12 protein-coding genes, 1 tRNA gene and 1 riboswitch are annotated in these 20,808 nt (G+C 73.4%); of the genes, 7 read left to right on the top strand and 6 right to left on the bottom strand.

What is annotated here, in order from left to right; genetic code table 11:
• Positions 1-206 precede the first annotated feature (206 nt).
• Positions 207-1,136, top strand: coding sequence for a TetR/AcrR family transcriptional regulator (locus tag ACFVJX_RS16770; RefSeq protein ID WP_384136047.1), 930 nt, complete (start codon positions 207-209; stop codon positions 1,134-1,136).
• Between the two features lie 286 nt (positions 1,137-1,422).
• Positions 1,423-3,444, top strand: coding sequence for a sigma-70 family RNA polymerase sigma factor (locus ACFVJX_RS16765; RefSeq protein WP_384136049.1), 2,022 nt, complete (start codon positions 1,423-1,425; stop codon positions 3,442-3,444).
• Here ACFVJX_RS16765 and ACFVJX_RS16760 read toward each other — a convergent pair.
• Entirely contained in the window at positions 3,431-6,967 is a 3,537-nt protein-coding gene (locus tag ACFVJX_RS16760; protein WP_384136051.1) for a BTAD domain-containing putative transcriptional regulator, read from the bottom strand. The two genes, ACFVJX_RS16765 and ACFVJX_RS16760, sit on opposite strands and share 14 nt — an antisense overlap.
• Before the next feature lie 206 nt (positions 6,968-7,173).
• The gene (locus ACFVJX_RS16755) at positions 7,174-9,285 is read right to left on the bottom strand and encodes an asparagine synthase-related protein (RefSeq protein WP_384136053.1); all 2,112 of its coding nucleotides are present in this window, start codon (positions 9,283-9,285) and stop codon (positions 7,174-7,176) included.
• A 1,376-nt stretch (positions 9,286-10,661) separates the two neighbouring features.
• Here ACFVJX_RS16755 and ACFVJX_RS16750 point away from each other — a divergent pair.
• The 4 genes from ACFVJX_RS16750 to ACFVJX_RS16735 all read left to right on the top strand — a co-directional run bounded on the left by ACFVJX_RS16750 (position 10,662) and on the right by ACFVJX_RS16735 (position 16,385).
• Positions 10,662-12,338, top strand: a complete 1,677-nt coding sequence (locus ACFVJX_RS16750) for a sporulation protein (RefSeq protein ID WP_384136055.1) — start codon at positions 10,662-10,664, stop codon at positions 12,336-12,338.
• Between the two features lie 101 nt (positions 12,339-12,439).
• A complete protein-coding gene (gene lhgO / locus ACFVJX_RS16745; protein ID WP_384136057.1) occupies positions 12,440-13,696 on the top strand; it encodes an L-2-hydroxyglutarate oxidase in 1,257 nt (418 codons plus the stop codon).
• 4 nt (positions 13,697-13,700) lie between these two features.
• Positions 13,701-14,606 (top strand): tRNA (guanosine(46)-N7)-methyltransferase TrmB, encoded by a 906-nt coding sequence (gene trmB / locus ACFVJX_RS16740; RefSeq protein ID WP_384136072.1) that lies wholly within the window; start codon positions 13,701-13,703, stop codon positions 14,604-14,606.
• A 174-nt stretch (positions 14,607-14,780) separates the two neighbouring features.
• The gene (locus ACFVJX_RS16735) at positions 14,781-16,385 is read left to right on the top strand and encodes a PrsW family glutamic-type intramembrane protease (RefSeq protein WP_384136059.1); all 1,605 of its coding nucleotides are present in this window, start codon (positions 14,781-14,783) and stop codon (positions 16,383-16,385) included.
• Between the two features lie 3 nt (positions 16,386-16,388).
• Here the strand turns inward: ACFVJX_RS16735 and ACFVJX_RS16730 are convergent, their stop codons facing one another.
• Positions 16,389-17,333, bottom strand: a complete 945-nt coding sequence (locus ACFVJX_RS16730; RefSeq protein WP_384136061.1) for an aldo/keto reductase — start codon at positions 17,331-17,333, stop codon at positions 16,389-16,391.
• Positions 17,334-17,335: 2 nt separating this feature from the next.
• Here ACFVJX_RS16730 and ACFVJX_RS16725 point away from each other — a divergent pair, with 2 nt between their 5' ends.
• Complete coding sequence (locus tag ACFVJX_RS16725) at positions 17,336-17,509, top strand: hypothetical protein (RefSeq protein ID WP_384136063.1); 174 nt, start codon at positions 17,336-17,338, stop codon at positions 17,507-17,509.
• A 158-nt stretch (positions 17,510-17,667) separates the two neighbouring features.
• Here ACFVJX_RS16725 and ACFVJX_RS16720 read toward each other — a convergent pair whose 3' ends face one another.
• From ACFVJX_RS16720 to ACFVJX_RS16710, 3 genes are all read right to left on the bottom strand, one after another.
• Positions 17,668-18,831: a M23 family metallopeptidase gene (locus tag ACFVJX_RS16720; RefSeq protein WP_384136065.1), complete on the bottom strand. Its 1,164-nt coding sequence runs from the start codon at positions 18,829-18,831 to the stop codon at positions 17,668-17,670.
• 11 nt (positions 18,832-18,842) lie between these two features.
• Positions 18,843-18,996, bottom strand: a riboswitch (cyclic di-AMP (ydaO/yuaA leader).
• Between the two features lie 277 nt (positions 18,997-19,273).
• Positions 19,274-20,437: a PP2C family protein-serine/threonine phosphatase gene (locus ACFVJX_RS16715; protein WP_384136067.1), complete on the bottom strand. Its 1,164-nt coding sequence runs from the start codon at positions 20,435-20,437 to the stop codon at positions 19,274-19,276.
• A gap of 211 nt (positions 20,438-20,648) precedes the next feature.
• A tRNA-Met gene (locus ACFVJX_RS16710) sits at positions 20,649-20,722 on the bottom strand.
• Positions 20,723-20,808 lie beyond the last annotated feature (86 nt).

Raw genomic sequence — 20,808 nt, 5'->3', positions numbered from 1 at the left:
GCCGACGGCACGGGCACAGGGCGAATCGGTGACCAACCGGTCCTTGTTCCGATCAGGGGGCGCTCCGGGCGGAACTGCCCCCTTCTGAATTGACCCGAGCTCAACTATGTTCGTGTGTCGTCGGGGTGTCGGATGTGGACCATCGGTCAACCCGGCAGACACGGCGGGAGTCTCCGGGGGGAGACGTCATAACCGGGGGAAAAGTTATGCATATTCAGGAATCGCATTGGCCGACTACTGCTGTCACGTCCGAAGGAAACGGACGAATCGGCGCAGTCGGTACGGTGAACGGTAGGGGGTCCGCAGCGGCCTCGGTGCCGTCGGCAACGGTGAGCACACTGGGCGCGGCGCTGGGCGCCGGCGCCGCGGGCGCCGGGGCGCACGGCCGTTCGGCGCCGCTGCGCGTGGACGCGCAGCGCAATCTGGAACATGTGCTGCGGGCGGCACGCGAGGTGTTCGGCGAGCTCGGGTACGGCGCTCCGATGGAGGATGTGGCGCGTCGCGCCAGGGTCGGTGTCGGGACGGTGTACCGGCGCTTTCCCAGTAAGGACGTGCTGGTCCGGCGGATAGCCGAGGAGGAGACCTCCCGGCTGACCGACCAGGCCAAGTCGGCACTCGGCCAGGAGGACGAGCCGTGGTCGGCGCTGTCGCGCTTCCTGCGGACCTCGGTGGCCTCGGGCGCGGGCCGTCTGCTGCCGCCGCAGATACTGCGGGTCGGCGTGGACACCGACGACTCGACGGTGGTCGGTGATCCGGGCGCCGTACGGGCAGCGGAACAGGTGGGAACGGGCCCGGCGGCCGGTGGCGGCCGGGACGAGGCCCGGGTGCCCCAGCAGCGACAGGAGACCGCTCAGGCGGTCGGCCAGGGCGGGCTGCGGGTTGCCGGGCAGCGGGGCGCGCCGGAGACGGCGAGCGACGAGGTCGGCAGCGGGGCCGTCGAACTGCTCGAGGTAGTGGGGCGGCTGGTCGACCGTGCGCGGGCCTCCGGTGAGCTGCGGCGCGATGTGACGGTGGCCGATGTGCTGCTGGTCATCGCGACGGCGGCGCCCTCCCTGCCGGACGCGGCGCAGCAGGCGGCGGCCTCGGCCCGGCTGCTCGACATCCTGCTGGAGGGACTGCGCTCGCGTCCCGCGTGAAGCGGCGGTGGACCGTGCTGACCGTGCTTCGGTGAGGCCCCCGTCATCGCGGGGGCCTCACCGGCGGGCCGGCTGCGGGTCTGTGCAGTCACTTCTGACGCCTGCGCGCTCAACCGTCCCTTCCGCACATCCTGTTACCCCTTCCCCGAACGGGTGTCCGTTAGTGCTCACATTCGGGAGAACGCCCCGGATGAGTGGTTGCCGGGGATGAGCGTCCGCCGTTCCCGCGCTCTGTGGCACGCTTGCCCGGTGTTCGGGTCCGAAAGCGCAACCGGGGGCGTCCGCGATGAGCGGTGACGGGCAGCAGGAAGAGTCGTTCGACGGTGTCTCCACCACGGACGGCGGAGCCGCGGCGGGCGGAACCGGTGCGGGCGGGCTGCCACCGGGGCAGGTGCCGAACCAGGCCGGCCCCGGCCGCCAGAGCGTGGACGAAGACGGTGGCGGAACGGTCCTGCCCGGTCCCTGGCCGCCCGCGCCGGTCGAGAACCCGGCACCGGCTGACCCGGACGCGATCGACACGGCGGCCGCCGCCGTGCCCCTTCAGCGGGTGGGCAGCGGCTCATCCACCACGGACGCCTCCGGGCTCGCCCTCTCCGACGCCCAGTTGATCCAACAGATGCGGGACGGCGACGACCTCGCGTACGAGGAGCTGTTCCGCCGGCACTCGGACGCGGTGCGCAGGTACGCGCGCACCTGCTGCCGGGACGCGCACACCGCGGACGACCTGACGGCCGAGGTCTTCGCCCGGACACTCCAGGCGGTACGCGGCGGCAAAGGGCCCGAGGAGGCGGTGCGCGCCTATCTGATGACGGCGGTCCGGCACGTCGGAGCCGCCTGGACGAAGACCGCGAAGCGCGAGCACCTGGTCGACGACTTCGCGGCGTTCGCCTCCCAGGCCTCGCGCTCCTCGGAGGTGTCGGACGCGGACACCCTCGATCTCGGCGCCGATGTGCTGGCGATGCACGAGGCCGAGCAGTCGATGGCGATGCAGGCCTTCCGCAGCCTCCCCGAACGCTGGCAGGCGGTCCTGTGGCACACCACCGTCGAGGAGGAGTCGCCCAGCGACATCGCCCCGCTGTTCGGACTCACCGCCAACGCCACGTCGGTGCTGGCCAGCCGGGCCCGCGAGGGTCTGAAGCAGGCCTATCTGCAGGCCCATGTGAGCCAGGCGCTCACCGCCGGCGGGGACTGCGCGCGCTACGCCGACCGGCTCGGCGCCTACGCCCGTGGCGGGCTCCGGATGCGCGCCGAGCGCGGGCTGCGGGGGCACCTGGACGAGTGCGCGAAATGCCGGCTCGCCGCGGGCGAACTGGCCCATGTGAACGCCGGGATCCCCGCACTGCTCCCGGTCGCGGTCATCGGCTGGTTCGCCGCCGGGTACGCGCTCAAGGCGGCCGGGATCGTGGCGGGCGGGGCAGCCGGTGCCGCGGGCGCCGGTGCAGCGGCCGCGGCGACCGGCGGCAGCTCGTCGGCGGGATCGGCCGGTGGTGCCGCCGCATCCGAGGGGCTCGGCGCTCCGGCGAAGGCCGGTATCGCGGCGGCGGTCGTCGTCGCGGCCGCCGCCGGGCTGGTGTGGGCGCTGGTCGGCGACGACCAGCCGCGGCCCGAGGCGAAGCCGGTGGCCAAACCACCGGCCGTGGCGCCCGCGGTGCCCTCGCCCGCACCGCCGAAGCCGGCCCCCGAGCCGACCCCGCCGCCGAAGGCCGCGCCGCCCGCTCCCGTGCCGCCGAAGCCGACACCCACACCGACGCCCACGCCGCCCCCGAAGCCCACCCCGACTCCGACCCCCACGCCGAAGGCTCCCGCCCCGCCGGCCCCGGAGCCGACGCCCACACCTACCCCGACCCCACCGCCGCCGCCCGCACCGGCACCGGAGGTCTACCAGGTCAGCGAGTTGAGCTACAGCCTCCTCGGCGACCACACCGGGCCCGAGGTGGTGCTCGGGGAGAGCAGCTGGGTCTGGCAGCGTTCCGGAATGTCGATCGGCGGCACGCGGTACGCCCACGGGGTGACCGTCCACAGCCGCTCGTCGGTCGTCATCGAGCTGAACCGCCAGTGCACGCGTTACGAGGCGATGGTCGGCGTCGACGATCTGACCATGGGGCTCGGATCGGTGCGCTTCTCCGTCTTCAACGGCGACGGGGCGCGGCTGTGGCAGTCACCGGTGATGAACGGGGACGACCCGGCCGTGCCGGTCGGCGTCGGCATCGCGGGCCAGGACCGGATCCGCCTCGTCGTGGAGCCGGCGGGCCCGTTCGGCGGGGTGGCCCTCGCGGACTGGGCCGAATCCCGCATCAGCTGCCGCTGACGGGGCCCGTACCGTTCTCGGCCGGGCCGGCGCCGTCCCCTGCCGGGCCCGTACCGTCGCCCGCCAGGCCGGCGCTGTCCCCTGCCGGGCCGGTGCCGTTCACCACCGCGCCGGCGCTGCCCCCTGCCGGGCCCGTACCGTTCTCCACCAAACCGACGCCGTCCCCTGCCAGGCCCGTACCGTCCCCCGCCGCGCCCGTGATCTCGTCGAGCAAGCCGATGACGTCGTCGATGGTCAGTCCGCTCCCCGCCGCGCGCTCCTTCTCGTAGCTCCGCGCCCCCAGCGTCTCGCGGGCCAGCCGCTCGGCCGCGTCCACCTCGGACTGCTCCGCCGCCGTTCTGGGGCCGGAGAGCCGCCAGCCGTCGGCGGCGGCCAGTACCCGTACGGCGGCGGCATGGTGGCCCACCTTCGGCAGTACGGTCGCCGCACCGTCGGCCAGGTATCCGGTGATGACCTCGGCGCACTGCGCTTCCCTCGCCGCGACGAGAGCAGCGGTCAGCCCGCGCAGACCGGCGGCCGGACCACCGTCGGGCCCCTGCTCGTGCACGGCGATCCGGGCCGACAGGCCGTCCAGCAGCGCGGGGAACTGCGACGGCGGGCTGCTGTCGTCGTGGTGCTTCCCCCGTGCGGCGGTGAGCCTGCGTCTCGCGGCTGCGATGTCGCCCCGGTCCAGTGCGATGGTGGCCCGCAGGTAGTGGACGTACGCGGCCGCGTCGTGCGTCTGGTAGCGCTCCGCCTCGGCCTCCGACCTGTCCAGACCTCGTTCCGCGGAGGGCAGGTCGCCGGTGCGGTAGGAGAGTTCGGCGAGCCGGGCCAGGAGGAACGGAGCCTCGGCATGGGCCCCGACCTCACGGGCGAGCAGCAGCGCCTCCTCGTAGGCCGGACGCGCCTCGTCGTACCGCCCGCGCATCATGCCCGCCTCGGCCGCGGCGCTCGCGACCTGTGCGCGCATCCAGCGGTCCCCGACGCGGCGGCTCAGCACCCGCAGTTCCGCCAGGTCCTCGTCGACCCCCGGCATGCCGCCCGGCATGTCGACGACCATGTGCGTCCGGAACATCAGCGCGACGCCGTACTCCCAGGCGCCGCCGTGGAGACGGGTGTTGTCGACGACCGCGTCGATCTTCTGCCGTACGTCGTGCAGGTCCGTCATGCCGAGGGTGATGAACGAGGTCATCGGCCAGAGCAGCCCGGGGAAGCGGGCGGCCTGGGGGCCCGAGGCGATGAACGCCTCGGTCATCCGCCGCACGAACTCCCGGGACCGGTGACCTTCCTGGTCCATGTCTGACGGACTGCTCTCCGCCTCCAGGAAGAAGCGCAGCATGTGCAGGTTCATCCGCGGCCAGTACCGGGAGTCGGTGTCGTCGGCGATTTCCGGGCCGAGCGCGAGGGCGCGCTCGGCCCAGACGACGCCCTCGGGCCGGTAACTGCGCAGCCACCAGAACCACCCCATGCCCAGCACCAGACGTACCGCGTCCGGCTCGCAGGGGCCGGACGGCTCGGCGGTGGCGGTGGTGCGGTGGAGGGCGGCCCGGATGTTGTCGAGGTCCGTCTCCAGGCACTGGATCCAGGGGAGCTGTTCGGCAGAGCGCAGCTTCGGTTCCGCCTCCTCCACCAGCGCGAGGAAGTACGCGGTGTGTGCCCGCCCGGCCGCCGCCCGTACGTCCGGGGTCTCGGCGCAGCGTTCGATGGCGTACTCGTGGATGGTCTCCAGGAGGCGGTAGCGCATCCCGCCGTCGGAGGCCGGGGTGGCGACGACGAGGGACTTGTCGATGAGCGCCCCGATGACGTCCGCGGTGGCGGCGGCGGTGTGCCGGGCGGGGCCGGGCGCCGTGGTGATGACCGCCTCGGCCGCGGGCAGGTCCCAGCCGCCGGCGAAGACCGAGACCTGGCGCAGGGCGGTGCGTTCGTCCTCGTCCAGGAGGTCCCAGGACCAGTCGACGACCGCCCGCAGCGTCTGCTGGCGCGGCAGTACGGTCCGGCTGCCGCCGGTCAGCAGGCGGAACCGGTCGTCGAGCCGGGCGGCGATCTGGCGCGGGCCAAGCACCCGGAGCCGGGCAGCGGCGAGCTCGATGGCGAGCGGGAGGCCGTCCAGCCTGCGGCAGATCTCGGCGACGGCCTCCGCGTCGGGTGCGGCCTCCGACTCGGGGTCGAAGCCGGGGCGCACGGCGCGGGCCCGCTCGGTGAAGAGGCGGTGCGCGAGATCGGCCGGGAGCGGATCCAACGGGCGTACGGATTCGCCGGGCACACCGAGCGGTTCACGGCTGGTGGCGAGGACGCGCAGCCCCGGGCAGCGGGTCAGCAGGGTCTCGGCGAGCTCGGCCGCGGCCGCGATGACGTGCTCGCAGTTGTCCAGGACGAGGAGGAAGGGGCGGGTCCCGGACCGGTGCGCGAGATGCTCGACGAGCAGATCGACGGGGTCGGGGCGCAGATACGTTCCGTCGTGGCCGCTGTCCCGCAGCAAGGTCGTCTCGCGCAGTCCGAGCGCGGAGAGTACCGCTCCCGGTACGGCCTCGGGGTCTTCCACCGGGGCGAGTTCGGCGAGCCAGACCTCGCCGGCGGACTCGCGGACCTGCCGCGCGCCGGACTCCTCCGCGAGGCGCGTCTTGCCCGAGCCCCCCGGTCCGGTGAGGGTGACCAGCCGGGAGCGGGTCAGTTCCTCCCGGATGGCCCGGAGCTCGGGCTCACGTCCGACGAACGAGGTGAGCCGGGGACGGAGGTTGCCCGTGGCGGAGTCCGCCGCCGCGGAGCCGGGGGCGGACGCCGGGATGAGCAGTTCGTGGTGGAGCGCGGTCAGTTCGGGCCCGGGGTCGGTGCCGAGACCGTCGGCGAGGGCGCGTCGCGCGTCCTCGTACGCGGCGAGCGCGTCGGCCGGGCGGCCTGCGGCACGGAGCGCGCGGATGAGCTGGGCGCGGAAGCGTTCGTCGTACGGGTGGGACGCCGTGAGTTCCATGAGCTCGGGTACGAGGGCTGCGGGCGCGGTCCACGCGTCGGCGGCCTCCCCCGTCCACGCACCGGTCTCCGCGCACCGCAGGTCTGCCTCGACGCGGCGCTCCACCGCGGACAGCCGCTGGGCCTCCGGACGCAGCGCGTGACCGTGGTCGCGGTCGGGCAGGTCGGCCAAGGCGGGGCCGCGCCAGAGCGCGAGTGCCGCGCGGAGGGTGCGGGCGGCCTCCCCGGGGGCTTCGGCCTCCAGCTCGGCAGCGCCCTGCCGGGCCAGCCGGTCGAACACGTACAGGTCGACATCGTCAGGTCCGGCGGCCAGGCGGTAGCCACCCGGGGTGCTGGTGAGCGCGTCCCTCCCCAGGGCCCTGCGCAGCCGGCCGACCAGGGCCTGGAGCGCGGCGGGGGCGTCCGCCGGGGGATCGTCCGCCCACACGTCGTCGACGAGTTCGGTGATCGGCACGGACTTGCCGGGGCGCAGGGCCAGGGCGGTGAGGAGGGCGCGCAGCCGCGTACCGCCGAGCGGCAGCGCACCGCCCGTCTCGTCTCGCGCCTCCGTGACGCCCAGGATCAGATACCGCACCCCGCCATTGTGTCCCGCCGGTCGGGCAGCGAAGCCCTGCGGACCGACAGCGGAGGCCCGCCGGTCGGACAGCGAAAGCCTCCGCGGACGGACAACGGAGGCCTGCCGGTCGGACAGCGAAAGCCTCCGCGGACCGACAGCAGAGGCCCCGCGGGCCGCCAGGGCGGTCCGTGTGTGGGGGTGGGGCGGCTGCCGGCGCCGTCCCGCTACGGCTGGAGTGTCCGGCGGGCCGGGACCACGCCGCCCGCGACCGCGCGCTGGCGCGGAGCCGCCGTGCCCGTCCAGCAGGTACCGCGACGGGAGACGAGACGGCGCAGCCACAGCTCGGTGGAGGCGAGGTCGGCGAGGCCGTCCAGGGGCAGGGGTTCGCCCTCGGCGGCCGCCCGCAGGGCCTTGCGTACGACGCGGGCCTCGACCAGGCCCGCGTCGGCGAGCAGTGGCGCGTCGAAGAGGGCGATCAGCTCGGGAAGCGCCGTACGCAGCCCGGTCCGGGTGACCGCGGTCGGGGTCGCCTGGGACGGAGCGCCCCAGCCCGGCGGCAGCTCATGGATGCCCGCGCCCGCCAGGACGCGGCGCAGGACGGCCGCGCGGGCGCCCGGCTGGACCCGGAGGGACTCGGGGAGCGCGCGGGCGGCACGTACGACCTGGTTGTCGAGGAAGGGGGCGTGCAGCCGCTGGCTGCGGACCTCGGCGGCCTGCTCCAGGATCCGGTGGTCGGCGGCGCTCCGGGTGAGGGCGGCTCTGGCGCGTGCCTCGCCGGGGCGCTGGACGGAGGTGGGGCGGATCGCCGCCTCCTGGAGGCGAACCGATACTTCGGCGAGCGCCTCCCCGGTGAGCCAGCGGGCGGCGGGTCCCGGACGCGACCAGGTCAGCGCGGCGAGCGAAGCGTCGGCCGGGGTGTCGAGATCGGGGGCCAGCCGGTTGGCGTCGGGAAGGCGGCCGGCCGCCGCTTCCAGGCCGGTGCGGTAAGAGGTACGGGCCAGTCGGCGGGCCGCCCGGTAGACGGTCAGCGGGACGAACAGGGAGTGCGCGGACGGCCCTTCGGCCTTGGTGAGCGCGGCCACCGGGCGCAGCAGATGGCGGCGGCGGCGGTCGATCAGCAGGTCGGCGAGGCGGGCCGGGTGGGCGTCGAGCACCTGCCGGGCGCCGTCGCCCACGAAGTGGTCGGCGCTGCCCGCGGAGAGGCGGCGGCGGTGGCGTTCGACGAGGACGAGGGAGGGGGCCGGCTCGTCGGTCAGGGGGCCGTTCTCCAGTTCCGCGTACGGCAGGGCCTCCTCGCCCGCCGCGACGACGACGTGGTGCAGCCGCGGATTGGCCGCGATGACGCGGGCGCGTTCGAGTTCGTCCTCGTGGGCGCGGGTGGTCAGGTCGTTGAACGTGACGGCCAGCAGTCGCTCGCCCGCTCCGGTGCCGTGTCCCAGGAGGGTGCCGGGCAGCCCGGGGAGTCCGGCGGCGAGCAGGGCGAGGGTGGCCGACGCGCTGCCTCCGGAGAGGTCGGAGCCGATGCCGGGGACGGGGGCGCCCCGGGCGGCCCGGCGTTCGGCGGGGCCCATTCCGGGGACCGGGCCCGGGTCGGGCGGCAGGGTCTCCGGGGCGTGGCGCGGTGCGAGCAGCCTGGCGCGCACGGCCTCGACCAGGGCGTCGCGCACTCCGTCGACGGCGCTGACCGGGTCGAGTTCGGGCGCGGCCACGGCGAGTGAGGCCACCGCCTCGTAACCGGTGATCTCCCGCGAGCCCTCGCGGAGGATCAGCGCGTGCCCCGGCGGGATGCGCTTCACCCCGGCGTACGGGGTGCCGTCGCGCAGTGCCTCCGGGGTTTCGGGACAGGCGAGCAGCGCGGCGAGGTGGCCGATGTCGAGCTGGGCCTCGATGAGGTCGGCGAGCGGGAGGGCGGCGGTGGCGTACGCCGTACCGCCGGCCCACGGGGTGTAGAAGACGGGGCGGGCTCCGGCGAGGTCGCCGACCACGGTGATCCGTCGGCCTATCTGGACGACGGCCGTGTAGCTGCCGGTCCATGCGGTGAGGTGGCGCAGGGCTCCTCCGCGTGCGGCGAGCAGGCCGACGCGCAGTTGTTCGTCGGTGGCGCCGCAGCAGCCGAGCACGGCGAGCCGGACGGTCGGCGCCCCATCGGCCGTGTCCACCCGGACGGTGCGGATCTCGTCGGGCCGCCAGTCGCCGACCGCCCAGAGCGGATCCGGGTCTCCCCACAGGAGTTGGGAGCCCACGGGGTGCATCGTGCGCCCCTCGTCGTTCGCGCCGACCGCCCCGACCGTGCCGAAGCTCGCGGCGATACTGCTCCAACCCACCAACCAACGCATCGCCGCCTCCACAGGCTGTGGACAAAACGGCGCGGCAGGGCGTTATCGGGAGAACTCCGGTAACGCGCGGCGCCGTTGCGGACATGCTGCCACGACAACGGCGTGCAGGAGTGGCTACGGACGGCGCACGTCGTGAGCGCATGCGCCCCTGGCAAAGGCCCGAGCGGGGCCTCCGGGCGCATCGGCCGGACCGTCGCCCGCGCGCGTCGCCGTCGGCGGCAACGGGGTTACGGATTACGCGCGTTGCGTTCCCCCGTGCACGCCATTTCGAACGGCCCGGATCCGGCCACCGCACGCGGCCCGCGCGGGCGGCCGGCGGGATGTCCGCGAATCCCTCGGCCCAACCCCGCTCGACCGACGATATTCAGCCAATCTCGGAGTGCGCTGGAACCGCATGCCCAGAAGATCCTGGCCGCCTTCATCCGGATACGTACCGGGTTGTTCCGAACAGCACCGGACAACGCCGTGACCTGCCGCGAATCATCTGGGGACGCGGGTGGGGCCCATCGGCCCGCACGAACTGCCACGCGTGAGCCGCTTCATGGGAACGAGCTCCGGACCCGGCCGCTCATCCCCGGCCTCACGCACGGTCCGGGAGACGGAGTTCGCCTCCCGGACCGGTCCACCGCCTGCGGGGAATGAGGCGGCAGTTTCCCCCAGCCCGCAGCGTCCAGAGCGGCGGGCCGACCCACGCAGCACCCATGGAAGCGCTTCCGCGCGGACCGGGCCAGAGCGCACGGCCGGGCGCACGGCCACACATGAGGAGCACGCCGGAACACCTCGGGCAGGGGCGCCGCAAGGGCCGGCCGTCCCCCGCACCCCAGGGGGACGGCCGCGCCGCCCTCGGGGCGGATCCGGGCTGGTCAGAGCGGGGGCCGGCGCGTCCGAGCAGCCTGTGTCCCCCTTGCCCCACGGCTCCGCCGCACCACCCCCGCGCCCCACGCGCACGCCTTCCCCGAGCCCCTCGCGGGGGGTGCTCCGGCTGCCCGCCCGCCCCGTACCGAAGGACGACACGCCTCCTCCCCCATCCCCGCGCTTCCCCTCCGCCCGACCTCCACTTCTGCCACGCCCCAGCCCGTCACAGCCTTCCCGTCGACCCCTTACGCCTCAGAGCTCCCCGCCGTTCGACACGGTTCGCGGCCCGGAGGGTCGGACGGACAACAATCCCGCCATACGGACGTCCGCCCCTTAACGGTAGGGATGCGGCGAACTACGCTGGGTTTACTGATGTTCTCAGCAGAGCGGCATATTCCTCGGGGCTCGGCCAAATGCGTGTGCGGCCGGAGTGCCGGGGTTCGTCCCTGGGGAGAACACGGTACGAATGCCGCGCGCCTCAACGGTGACGCGGCTGCCGTCTGTGTGTCGAGGGGTGGCGCATGTCCAGGGAGCAACGCGGGCCGAACGAGAAGCTCGGAACCGTTCTCGCCCTCGCGGGAATCAGCAACGCCGGGCTCGCCCGGCGGGTCAACGACCTCGGGGCGCAGCGCGGACTGACACTTCGGTACGACAAGACCTCGGTGGCCAGGTGGGTCTCCAAGGGCATGGTGCCGCAGGGCGCCGCGCCCCATCTCATCGCGGCCGCGATCGGCGCCAAGCTCGGCCGGCCCGTCCCGCTGCACGAGATCGGGCTGGCCGACGCCGATCCCGCGCCCGAGGTCGGTCTGACGTTTCCGCGCGACGTGGGTGAGGCGGTCCGTTCGGCGACCGAGCTGTACCGGCTGGATCTGGCCGGACGGCGGGCGGGCAGCGGCGGGATCTGGCAGTCGCTGGCCGGTTCGTTCTCGGTGAGCGCCTACGCCACTCCCGCGTCCCGCTGGCTGATATCCCCCGCCGACCCATCGGTCGCCCGCGCCTCGGCGGCCGCCGAGGCGGCGGTTCTCGGCACACAGGGCGCACGGGGCGCAACGGGGGCGCAGGGCACGTCCGGTGCGCCCGCAGCACTGGCGCCGGGACAGCCGGGACAGCCGGGACAGCCGGTCCAACCCGAGGCATCGCTCCCGCCCGGAACATCGATTCCGCCCGGCCGGACGGAATCGCCACTGCCCGGACACGGCGGGCCATCGGTGCCTGTGCCGGGGCACAGCGTGTCCATCCCGGCCCAGCCGGGTCCCGAGTCCACGCCCGGCGGCTCGCCGCTGCGGGTCGGCCACAGCGATGTGTCCAAACTTCGCGAGGCCGCCCAGGACGCACGCCGCTGGGACTCCAAGTACGGCGGCGGGGACTGGCGTTCGTCCATGGTCCCGGAGTGCTTACGCGTCGACGCCGCACCGCTGCTGCTGGGTTCGTACAGCGACGAGGTGGGCCGGGCCCTCTTCGGCGCCGCGGCCGAACTGACCAGGCTCGCCGGATGGATGGCCTTCGACACCGGCCAGCAGGAGGCCGCACAGCGCTACTACATCCAGGCGCTGCGCCTGGCACGCGCCGCGGCCGACGTACCGCTCGGCGGCTACGTCCTCGCCTCCATGTCCCTGCAGGCCACCTACCGCGGCTTCGCCGACGAGGGCGTCGACCTCGCGCAGGCGGCCGTGGAGCGCAACCGGGGACTGGCGACGGCGCGCACCATGAGCTTCTTCCGCCTGGTGGAGGCGCGCGCCCACGCCAAGGCGAGCGACGCACCGGCCGCGGGGGCCGCGCTGAAGGCCGCCGAGGGCTGGCTGGAGCGCTCCCGGGAAGGCGACGCGGACCCGTCGTGGCTCGGCTTCTACTCGTACGACAGGTTCGCGGCCGACGCCGCCGAGTGCCACCTCGACCTGAAGGCGCCCCGGCAGGTGCGGCGCTTCACCGAGCAGGCGCTGTCCCGGCCGACCGAGGAGTTCGTCCGATCGCACGGGCTGCGGCTCGTGGTGTCGGCCGTCGCCGAGCTGGAGTCGGGAAACCTGGACGCGGCCTGCGCGGCGGGGACCCGCGCGGTGGAGGTGGCGGGCCGCATCTCGTCGGCGCGGACCACCGAGTACGTGCGCGATCTGCTGCACCGGCTGGAGCCCTACGGGGACGAGCCGCGCGTCGTCGAGCTGCGCGAACGCGCCCGTCCGCTGCTGGTGGCCCCGGCGTAGCCGCTCCTGCCCGGAGCGAGAGCGCCGGCGCCACGCTGTCCCGCAGGGGTTTGAGTGCGTTGTCAGTGGGTCAGTGCACTATCGGGGTGGGAGGTGGCGTGATGATGACGCACGCGGCGTACGACTGCGACGTGCTGGTGATCGGCGGCGGGATCGTCGGCCTGTCGACCGCGTATGCGCTCACACGGACCGCCCCGGGCACTCGGGTGACCGTGCTGGAGAAGGAGTGGGGCCCCGCGCGCCACCAGACCGGGCGCAACAGCGGGGTGATCCACAGCGGCGTCTACTACCGCCCGGGTTCGCTCAAGGCGCGGTACGCGCTGCGTGGTGCCTCCGAAATGGTCGAGTTCTGCCGGGAGCACGGCATCGCCCACGCCGTGCCCGGCAAGCTGATCGTCGCGACCGGACGCTCCGAGCTGCCCCGGCTGCACGCGCTGGTCCAGCGCGGCCGCGAGCACGGGCTGCCGGTGCGCGAGCTGGGGCCGGCACAGATCGCGGAGTACGAGCCACGGGTGCGCGGCCTCGCCGCGATCCGGGTGGGCACGACCGGGGTGTGCGACTTCGGCGCGGTCGCCGAGCGCTTCGCCACCGAGGTGCGGGAAGCCGGCGGGCTGATCCGGTTCGGTGCGGAGGTCACCGCGATCGACCGGCGGCCGTGGGGCGTGGCGGTGCGCACGGCGGACGGGCTGGTGGTGCGGGCCCGGGTGCTGGTCAACTGCGCGGGGCTGCAGTGCGACCGGGTGGCGCGGCTGGCGGGCGACGACCCGGGGATGCGGATCGTGCCCTTCCGGGGGGAGTACTACGAGCTGGCCCGGCCCGATCTGGTGCGCGGCCTGGTCTATCCGGTGCCGGATCCGGCGTTCCCGTTCCTCGGCGTGCATCTGACCCGAGGCCACGACGGCGGTGTCCACGTCGGACCGAACGCGGTCCCGGCCATGGCCCGGGAGGGCTACGGCTGGCCGGTCGTGCGCCCCCGCGAGCTGATGGACACGCTGAGCTGGCCGGGCTCCTGGCGGATCGCCCGCAGGCACTGGCGGTACGGGGCGGGCGAGGTGCACCGCTCGCTGTCGAAACACGCGTTCACGGCGGCCGTACGGCGGCTGCTCCCCGAGGTCACGGAAGCCGATCTGCGGCCCGCACCGGCCGGGGTCAGGGCCCAGGCGGTGCTGCGCGACGGCACTCTGGTGGACGATTTCCTGATCCGCGAGGCCCCGCACACGGTCCACGTGCTCAACGCCCCCTCGCCCGCCGCCACCGCCTCCCTGCCCATCGGGCGGGAGGTCGCGCGCAGGGCACTCCTACGGGCACAGGGGACGGGGTGGAAGCCGCCCGCCGTAGAATCGGGGCATTGTGTCTGAGCCCATGAACCCCTCCCCCGCGACGCCCGGCGACGCCGCGCCCGGAGCCGAACCGACGCCGGCCACGCCCGTCGCGCCCGTCGCGCCCATCGCGCCCGAAGCCGACCCCACGCCGGCCGCGCCGGCCACCGCCGGTATCCCGGACGAGCTGCGTGCCGCCGCCCTGGACCGCCAGCGCAGGCTGCGCCAGGCGCCCCGCTTCCCGGGCGGCCCCGCGGCCGATCCCGCCGGCTCGCACCACGAGCGCCGGATCCGAAGCTTCCAGCCTCGCCGCAGCCGGGTCACGCCCGGCCAGCAGGACGCCCTGGAGAGGCTCTGGCCGAAGTGGGGCCTGGACATCGACGGGCTGCGCGTCCTCGATCTGCCCGCGCTCTTCGACGGACTGCCCGTCGTGATGGAGATCGGCTTCGGAATGGGCGAGGCCACCGCGCAGATGGCCGCCGACGACCCGGGCACCGGCATCCTCGCCGTCGACGTGCACACCCCGGGCCAGGGCAACCTGCTCCGTCTCGCCGAGCGGAACGGCGTGTCCAACATCCGGGTCGCCAACGGCGACGCCATCATCCTGCTGCGGGAGATGCTGAAGCCGGACGCACTGGACGGACTGCGGGTGTACTTCCCCGACCCGTGGCCCAAGTCCCGCCACCACAAGCGCCGGCTGATCCAGCCGGAGTTCCTCGACCTGGTGGCCGAGCGGCTGAGGCCGGGAGCGGTCCTGCACTGCGCGACCGACTGGGAGCCGTACGCCGAGCAGATGCTCGAAGTGCTGAGCGCGCACCCCCGTTTCGAGAACACCGCGGCGGACGGCGGCTACGCACCACGGCCCGCGTTCCGGCCGCTGACCCGGTTCGAGGGGCAGGGCCTGGACAAGGGCCATGCCGTGCACGACCTGCTCTTCGCCCGCCACTGATCCGTCCACTCGGCCACCGCGCGCAGCCGTCGCTCCCCGCCGCGCACGGTCCCGGCCCGGCCCCGGCGTACGCCGTGACCGTGCGCACCACCCATACGCCGTGGCCTACGCCTGGACCGTGCGCACCACCCTCGCGCCATGGCTGTTGTCAGTCCGCCTCGTTAGGGTCGTGGGGTGTCAGACGGTTCTGTCCAGCAACAGCAACAGCGGCAGTCGCAGCCGTCCGTCCCGGTGCTCGAGGAGCAGCGGGTCGGCGAGTTCCTCGCTGCCGTGCCGGAGCGCGGCCAGTGGCGTTACCGGCCGCGCCGCGTCGGCATGCTCTGGCGGAGCAAAACGCTCCGCGTCGTCGCCGTCTTCACCGTGCTGGCACTCTGCGGCCTGGTGATCCTGGCCCTCGTCCGCGACCAGACGGGGACCCAGGGCTTCCTCGTCGGTCTGGGGCTGGCGGTCCTGCCCGTCCCGCTGCTGATGACGGCGTTCCGCTGGCTGGACCGGGTCGAACCGGGCCCGTGGCGCAACATGCTGTTCGCCTTCGCGTGGGGCGCCTGCGCGGCGGCCCTGGTCGCGATCATCGCCAATTCCTTCGCGACGCAGTGGATCGCCACGGCCACCGCCGACCCGGGCGACGCGGACACCCTGGGCGCGACGGTCATAGCGCCCGTCGTCGAGGAGAGCGCCAAGGCAGCGGCCGTACTGCTGCTCTTCCTGTTCCGAAGACGGGACTTCAACGGAGTCGTCGACGGCGTGGTCGTCGCCGGTTTCGCCGCGACGGGCTTCGCCTTCACCGAGAACATCCTCTATCTGGGCAATGCCTTCGGCGAGGACCAGGAGATGGGGTCGGGGTTCGCCTCGGTGACCGTCGCGACGTTCTTCGTACGGGCGGTGATGTCGCCGTTCGCGCATCCGCTCTTCACCGTCATGACCGGCATCGGCTTCGGGATCGCGGCGAGCAGCGCACGCCACCAGCGGTTCCGCCGCATCGCGCTGCCACTGCTCGGCCTGGTCCTCGCGATGGGCATGCACGCCCTGTGGAACGGGTCGTCGACGTTCGGCCCGTACGGCTTCTACGTCGTGTACGGGGTGTTCATGATGCCCGCCTTCGGGCTGGTGACATGGCTGGCGATCTGGTCCCGTCAGCGCGGGCTGCGCACCCTGGCCGTGGAGCTGCCCGCCTATGCCGCGGCCGGCTGGCTCTCCCCAACCGAACCTCTCGCGCTGTCCTCGATGCGGGCCCGTGGCATGGCCAGGGACACGGCCCGCCGATGGCACGCGGCAGCGGCGAGCGGCGGCCCCTACGGTCACCCGGTCCACCACGCACCCCCGCACGGAGCCCAGGCCAAGGTCCAGGGCAAGGCGGCGGCCCGTACGGTCGCCGAGTACGAGTCGTTCGCGACGTCACTGGCCTTCCTCCGCCGCCAGGCCCGCCACGGCACGGCCGGCCCGGACCTGCGCGAACGCGAGCTGGAGCTGCTGCACCACCTGTGGCAGCGACGCGAGGTCGCCGGCCCCGCCCTGGCGTACGCGGCGCAGGCGACGGGCCGCCTGCGACCCCGGTTCGTACGCCCGGAGCAGCGGCCGTACCCGGGTTACGGGCCGTACGGCGCGTACCGGGGACCCGGCCCGAGCCAGGGATACGGCAGCCCCGCCCCGCACCCGGGCCCGTACGGGCAACCGCCGTACAGCCAACAGCCGTACCCCGCCCACCCGTACGGGCAGCAACAGCCACTTCCGTACGGGCAGCAGCCCTACGGCCAACCGCCGTACGGCCAGCAGCCCTAGGCCCTAGGCGGACGCCTCGGTGAGCTCGGCCAGGTCCTGGTCGGTCAGTCGCAGATCGGCGACGGCCACCAGCGCGGGAAGCTGCTCGACCGTGCGGGCGGAGGCGATCGGTGCGGCGACCGTCGGCCGGGAGGCCAGCCAGGCCAGTGCCACGGTGGCGATCTCCGCGTTCCGCTCCTGCGCCACCTTGTCGAGCGCGGCGAGAACCTTCTGGCCGCGCCCGGTCTCCAGGTGCTGGGCCGCACCACCGGCGCGGGCGCTGTCCACGGTCGTGCCGGGGCGGTACTTGCCGGTCAGGAACCCGGAGGCGAGGGCGGAATACGGGACGGCGGCGAGCCCGGCACCGGCGGCGGTGTCCTGGAGGGCTCCCTCGTAGGTGTCCCGGGAGACGAGGTTGTAGTGCGGCTGGAGCGCCACGTAGCGGGCCAGTCCCTCGCGCTCGGAGAAGTCGAGCGAGGCGCGCAGCCGCTCAGGGCTGATGTTGGAGGCGGCGATCTCGCGGACCTTGCCCTCCTTCACCAGTTGGTCGAGGGCGGTGATGATCTCCTCGACGGGGACGGTCTCGTCGTCGTGGTGGGTGTAGTACAGGTCGATGTAGTCCGTGCCGAGCCGGCGCAGCGACTCCTCGGCCCCGGCCTTGATGGTGGAGGCGGCGAGCCCCTTGAACGAGGGGTGGGAGCCGACCTTGGTGGCGAGGACGACGTCGGAACGGTTGCCCCGCGCGGCGAACCACTTGCCGAGGACGGTCTCGGACTCGCCGCCCTCGTTGCCGGGGATCCAGGAGGAGTACGTGTCGGCGGTGTCGACGAAGTTGCCGCCGGCCGCCGCGTACGCGTCGAGGACCGCGAAGGACTGCGCCTCGTCGGCGGTCCAGCCGAAGACGTTGCCGCCGAGGGAGAGCGGGAAGACCTGAAGGTCGGACGAACCGAGCTTGCGAAGAGAAGTCATGGGTGGAACAACCTGTCCCCCCGCTCCCGCTATTCCATGGCCACTACAGCTACAGATACAGCCGTAGCTACGGCTACGGCTACGGCTACGGCTACGGCTACGGCTACGGCTGGACCAACGACGGCAGCCTTGGGCAGCGGGCCGGTGACGGCGGGGGGACAGGCCGACAGCCCTGACGTCGGGGGGTGAGCGTCAGGACTGCCGGGGTTTCAGTGACCGGAGAGGCCGCAAGGGCCGGAAGGCAGGACAGGCCGGAGAGACCAGAGGCGGATCAATCAACGCAGGCCAACCGGCCGGGAATCCCCGGCTCCGGTGCGTGGACCGTGCGGGGGCCTCAGACCGTCAGGCCCCGTGCGCGCAGCCATGCCATCGGGTCGATCCCGGTGCCGTCCGGGGTGTGGACCTCGAGGTGGAGGTGCGGGCCGGTCACGTTGCCGGTCGCGCCGACGCGTCCGATGGTGTCCCCGGTCGTGACCTTCTGGCCGACACCGACACCGATCGAGGACTGGTGGCAGAACCACAGCTCCGTACCGTCGTCGAGCTCCAGGACCGTGCGGTAGCCGTACGCGCCCGACCAGCCGGCCGACTTGATGGTGCCGCTGTGGATGGCCTTGATCGGGGTGCCGGTCGGGGCCGCGAAGTCGAGGCCCGTGTGGTAGCCGGAGGACCACATCGAACCGGCCTCGCCGAACGTCGAGGTGATCGTGTACGAGGAGGTGGGGATGGCGTAGCTGGCGGCGAGCTTGGCCAGTCGCACCGCCTCCGCCTTCTTCTTCGCCTCCTCGGCCGCCTTCTTCTTCTCGGCGGCGACCTTGGCCTCTGCGGCGTCCTGCTGCTTCTTCGCCTCGGCGGCCGCCTTCTCCGCGGCGGCTTTCTCCTCGGCCGCCTTGACCTCGGCGTCGGCGGAGTCCTGCTGCTGCTCGGCCTGCTGGAGGATGCGGGCGCGGAGCGCCTCACCGGCGTCCGTCGTGCCCTGCTCGGCCTCGGTGGTGGTGATGCCCGCGCTCGTCAGTGGAGCGGAGACGGTCTCGGTCCCGGTCTTCTCCGCCTCGGACTCACCGGAGAACAACGCGCCGACGCCCGGCAGGGACTTGGCCTCGGGAAGCTTGTCCGAGATGGAATCGGGCAGGGAGATGGAGACCGGCGGCTTGCTCTGCGCGGTGGCCATGCCGCCCGCGCCGACGGCCGCGATGACACCGACGCCCAGGACGGTGGAGCTACGGGCGAGACCGTTGCGCTGCTTGGCGACGCGGTGCTTGCCGCGGACGGGGCGGACGGAGTCCTCGGTGGGGTTCCATTCCTCCCACGCCTTGTCGGAGTCGGCCTCGCCGGTGCGGAAGCCGTCGCCGAACTCGCTGCCCCGATCGGTTCCGTAAGCCGTTCCGTACTCGGTTCCGTAATCGGTGCCGTAAGCGGCACCGGGCCCGGTTCCGAAGTCATTTCCGTGTTCGGGGACGAACCGGGAGGGTGCTTCGGGGGCAGGCTTGTTGGACGCCACTGGGGCGCACTCCTTTCCTTCCTTCTCGCCTACCGGGTTAGCTGACGGGTTCGGAGCAGGAAGGTCTCCTACGGGTCCCTCCGTCTCTCGACGAGACAGAGATGCCCGATTCACCCCATGTAGGTGGTTCCCCGGTTCCCTTGCGGAATTCGGCGCTCGCGCACGGTGCCGCCTCTGACGGCGGCTGGGACAACCGCGCTGCGTTATCGAACGTTAATAGACACCCGGGTCCGATTCCAAGCCGTTCCAACTGATCGTTCACGTCCTTGGCCTGGACTTTACGGGACACAACCGGGTGGAATCGGGCGAGTTGATCGTCCCTCAACCGTTATGCGCTTTCTGACGTTGCGTCAAATGTTATGCGGAGTGGCGCCCTACGGTTACGGACGGTGGCAGTGTGCGCGGCCTCTCTGGCACGCCGCCGCGCCGCGGCCCTTCCCCGTCATCCGGTGCCACCGCCCAGGCCCACGATCTTCACGGTCGTGCGCCGCTCCGGCTGCCCCTCGGCGGGCCGCACGACCGCGAGCAGCGCCATGTCGTCGGTCGTCACCCCACCGGTGTGCAGCCCTACGTCGTCGGTGATCGCGGACAGCAGCTCCTCGGGGCCGGGGAAGATCCGCCCGCGCAGCCGCTCGGCGGGGTCGTAGAAGACGCCTTCGGCGTTACGGGCCTCGGAGAGGCCGTCCGTATAGAGGAGCAGCGTCGACCCGGCGGGCAGCTCCCACTCGTCCGCGCGGTCCGGCCACACCCCCAGGTCCATCCCCAGGGGCAGTGCGGGCAGCGAGGGCCGCAGCACGTCCAGCGCCCCGTCCCTGTGCAGCAGCAGCGGCTCGGGGTGACCGCGGTTGACGATCCGCACCCGGGTCGCCTCCGGCGGGATCTCCGCGAGCGCGGCGGTGATGAACCCCTCGACCGCGTCGAGACCGCCGCGCCGGCTCGACTCCCGCGCCAGCGCCCGCTCCAGCCGCTGCGCCACACCCTCCAGCGAGCGCTCCTGCTCGGCCGCCTCGCGGAACGCGCCGATGACGACCGCCACGGCCTCGACCGCGTCCAGGCCCTTGCCCCGCACGTCCCCGACGACCAGCCGCACCCCGTACGGGGTGTCCGTGACCGAGAACAGGTCACCGCCGACGAACTCGTCCGCCTGCGCCGCCTCGTACCGCGCGGCCACGTGCAGCCCGCCGATCCGGTCGGACGGCGTCGGCAGCACCGCGCGCATGGCGGTCTCCGCGATGACCCGCGCGGAGGCCAGCTGCTCGTTGCTCCGCCGTACGACCCCGTTGATGAAGACCGCGAGGACGGAGACGGTGAGAACCGTGAGGAGCTCGATGTCCGGCACGACCTGGAGCAGGGTCCCCCTGTACAGCCGCAGCGCGGCGACGGACACCAGCGCGGCGATCGAGACCCGGACGGTGCCGGCCAGGGAGAAGAACGGTGCGGCGATCAGCGGGGCCGCGGCGAACAGGGGAACGGCGGTGAAGGTGGGCGGGGTGAAGAAGTCGAAGATCAACCCGCCGATGATCACCACACCGGGCAGCGCCCGGACGAACCGCCGGTTCCGGATCTCCTCGACGCGCCTCCCCCGCCGCTGCTCCCGCTTCCCCACCTTTGGTCTCCTGCCCGGTGCATCCACGGCCGCGGACGGTACCGCGCACCACTCCCAGAGTTCCCGGAGGGCGGTCGCGGGGCGACTCCTCGACGGCCAATGGGAGTACGCACGCGGTACGGGTCGTACCGGCCGGCGGGCCGACGGCCCGGCGAACGTACAAACGAATCAGGCCCGGCACGCTGTATGCGTACCAGGCCTGATTCTTCAGTAGCGGGGACAGGATTTGAACCTGCGACCTCTGGGTTATGAGCCCAGCGAGCTACCGAGCTGCTCCACCCCGCGTCGGTAAACACAACTCTACGGCATGTTCGAAGCACCCATGACCACTCCACGCGCCCGCCCCGCGCGCCGGCCATCCGCCCCCCGCC

This window comes from Streptomyces sp. NPDC127177 (genome assembly GCF_042672475.1).
Classification (GTDB): domain Bacteria; phylum Actinomycetota; class Actinomycetes; order Streptomycetales; family Streptomycetaceae; genus Streptomyces.
This window is presented reverse-complemented; position numbering and strand designations above follow the sequence as displayed.

Bases quoted from the DNA above. Each gene is read 5' to 3' on its own strand.
- ACFVJX_RS16770 (WP_384136047.1), top strand. From the start codon at position 207: ATGCATATTCAGGAATCGCATTGGCCGACTACTGCTGTCACGTCCGAA.
- ACFVJX_RS16765 (WP_384136049.1), top strand. From the start codon at position 1,423: ATGAGCGGTGACGGGCAGCAGGAAGAGTCGTTCGACGGTGTCTCCACC.
- ACFVJX_RS16755 (WP_384136053.1), bottom strand. From the start codon at position 9,285: ATGCGTTGGTTGGTGGGTTGGAGCAGTATCGCCGCGAGCTTCGGCACG.
- ACFVJX_RS16750 (WP_384136055.1), top strand. From the start codon at position 10,662: ATGTCCAGGGAGCAACGCGGGCCGAACGAGAAGCTCGGAACCGTTCTC.
- lhgO (WP_384136057.1), top strand. From the start codon at position 12,440: ATGATGACGCACGCGGCGTACGACTGCGACGTGCTGGTGATCGGCGGC.
- trmB (WP_384136072.1), top strand. From the start codon at position 13,701: ATGAACCCCTCCCCCGCGACGCCCGGCGACGCCGCGCCCGGAGCCGAA.
- ACFVJX_RS16730 (WP_384136061.1), bottom strand. From the start codon at position 17,333: ATGACTTCTCTTCGCAAGCTCGGTTCGTCCGACCTTCAGGTCTTCCCG.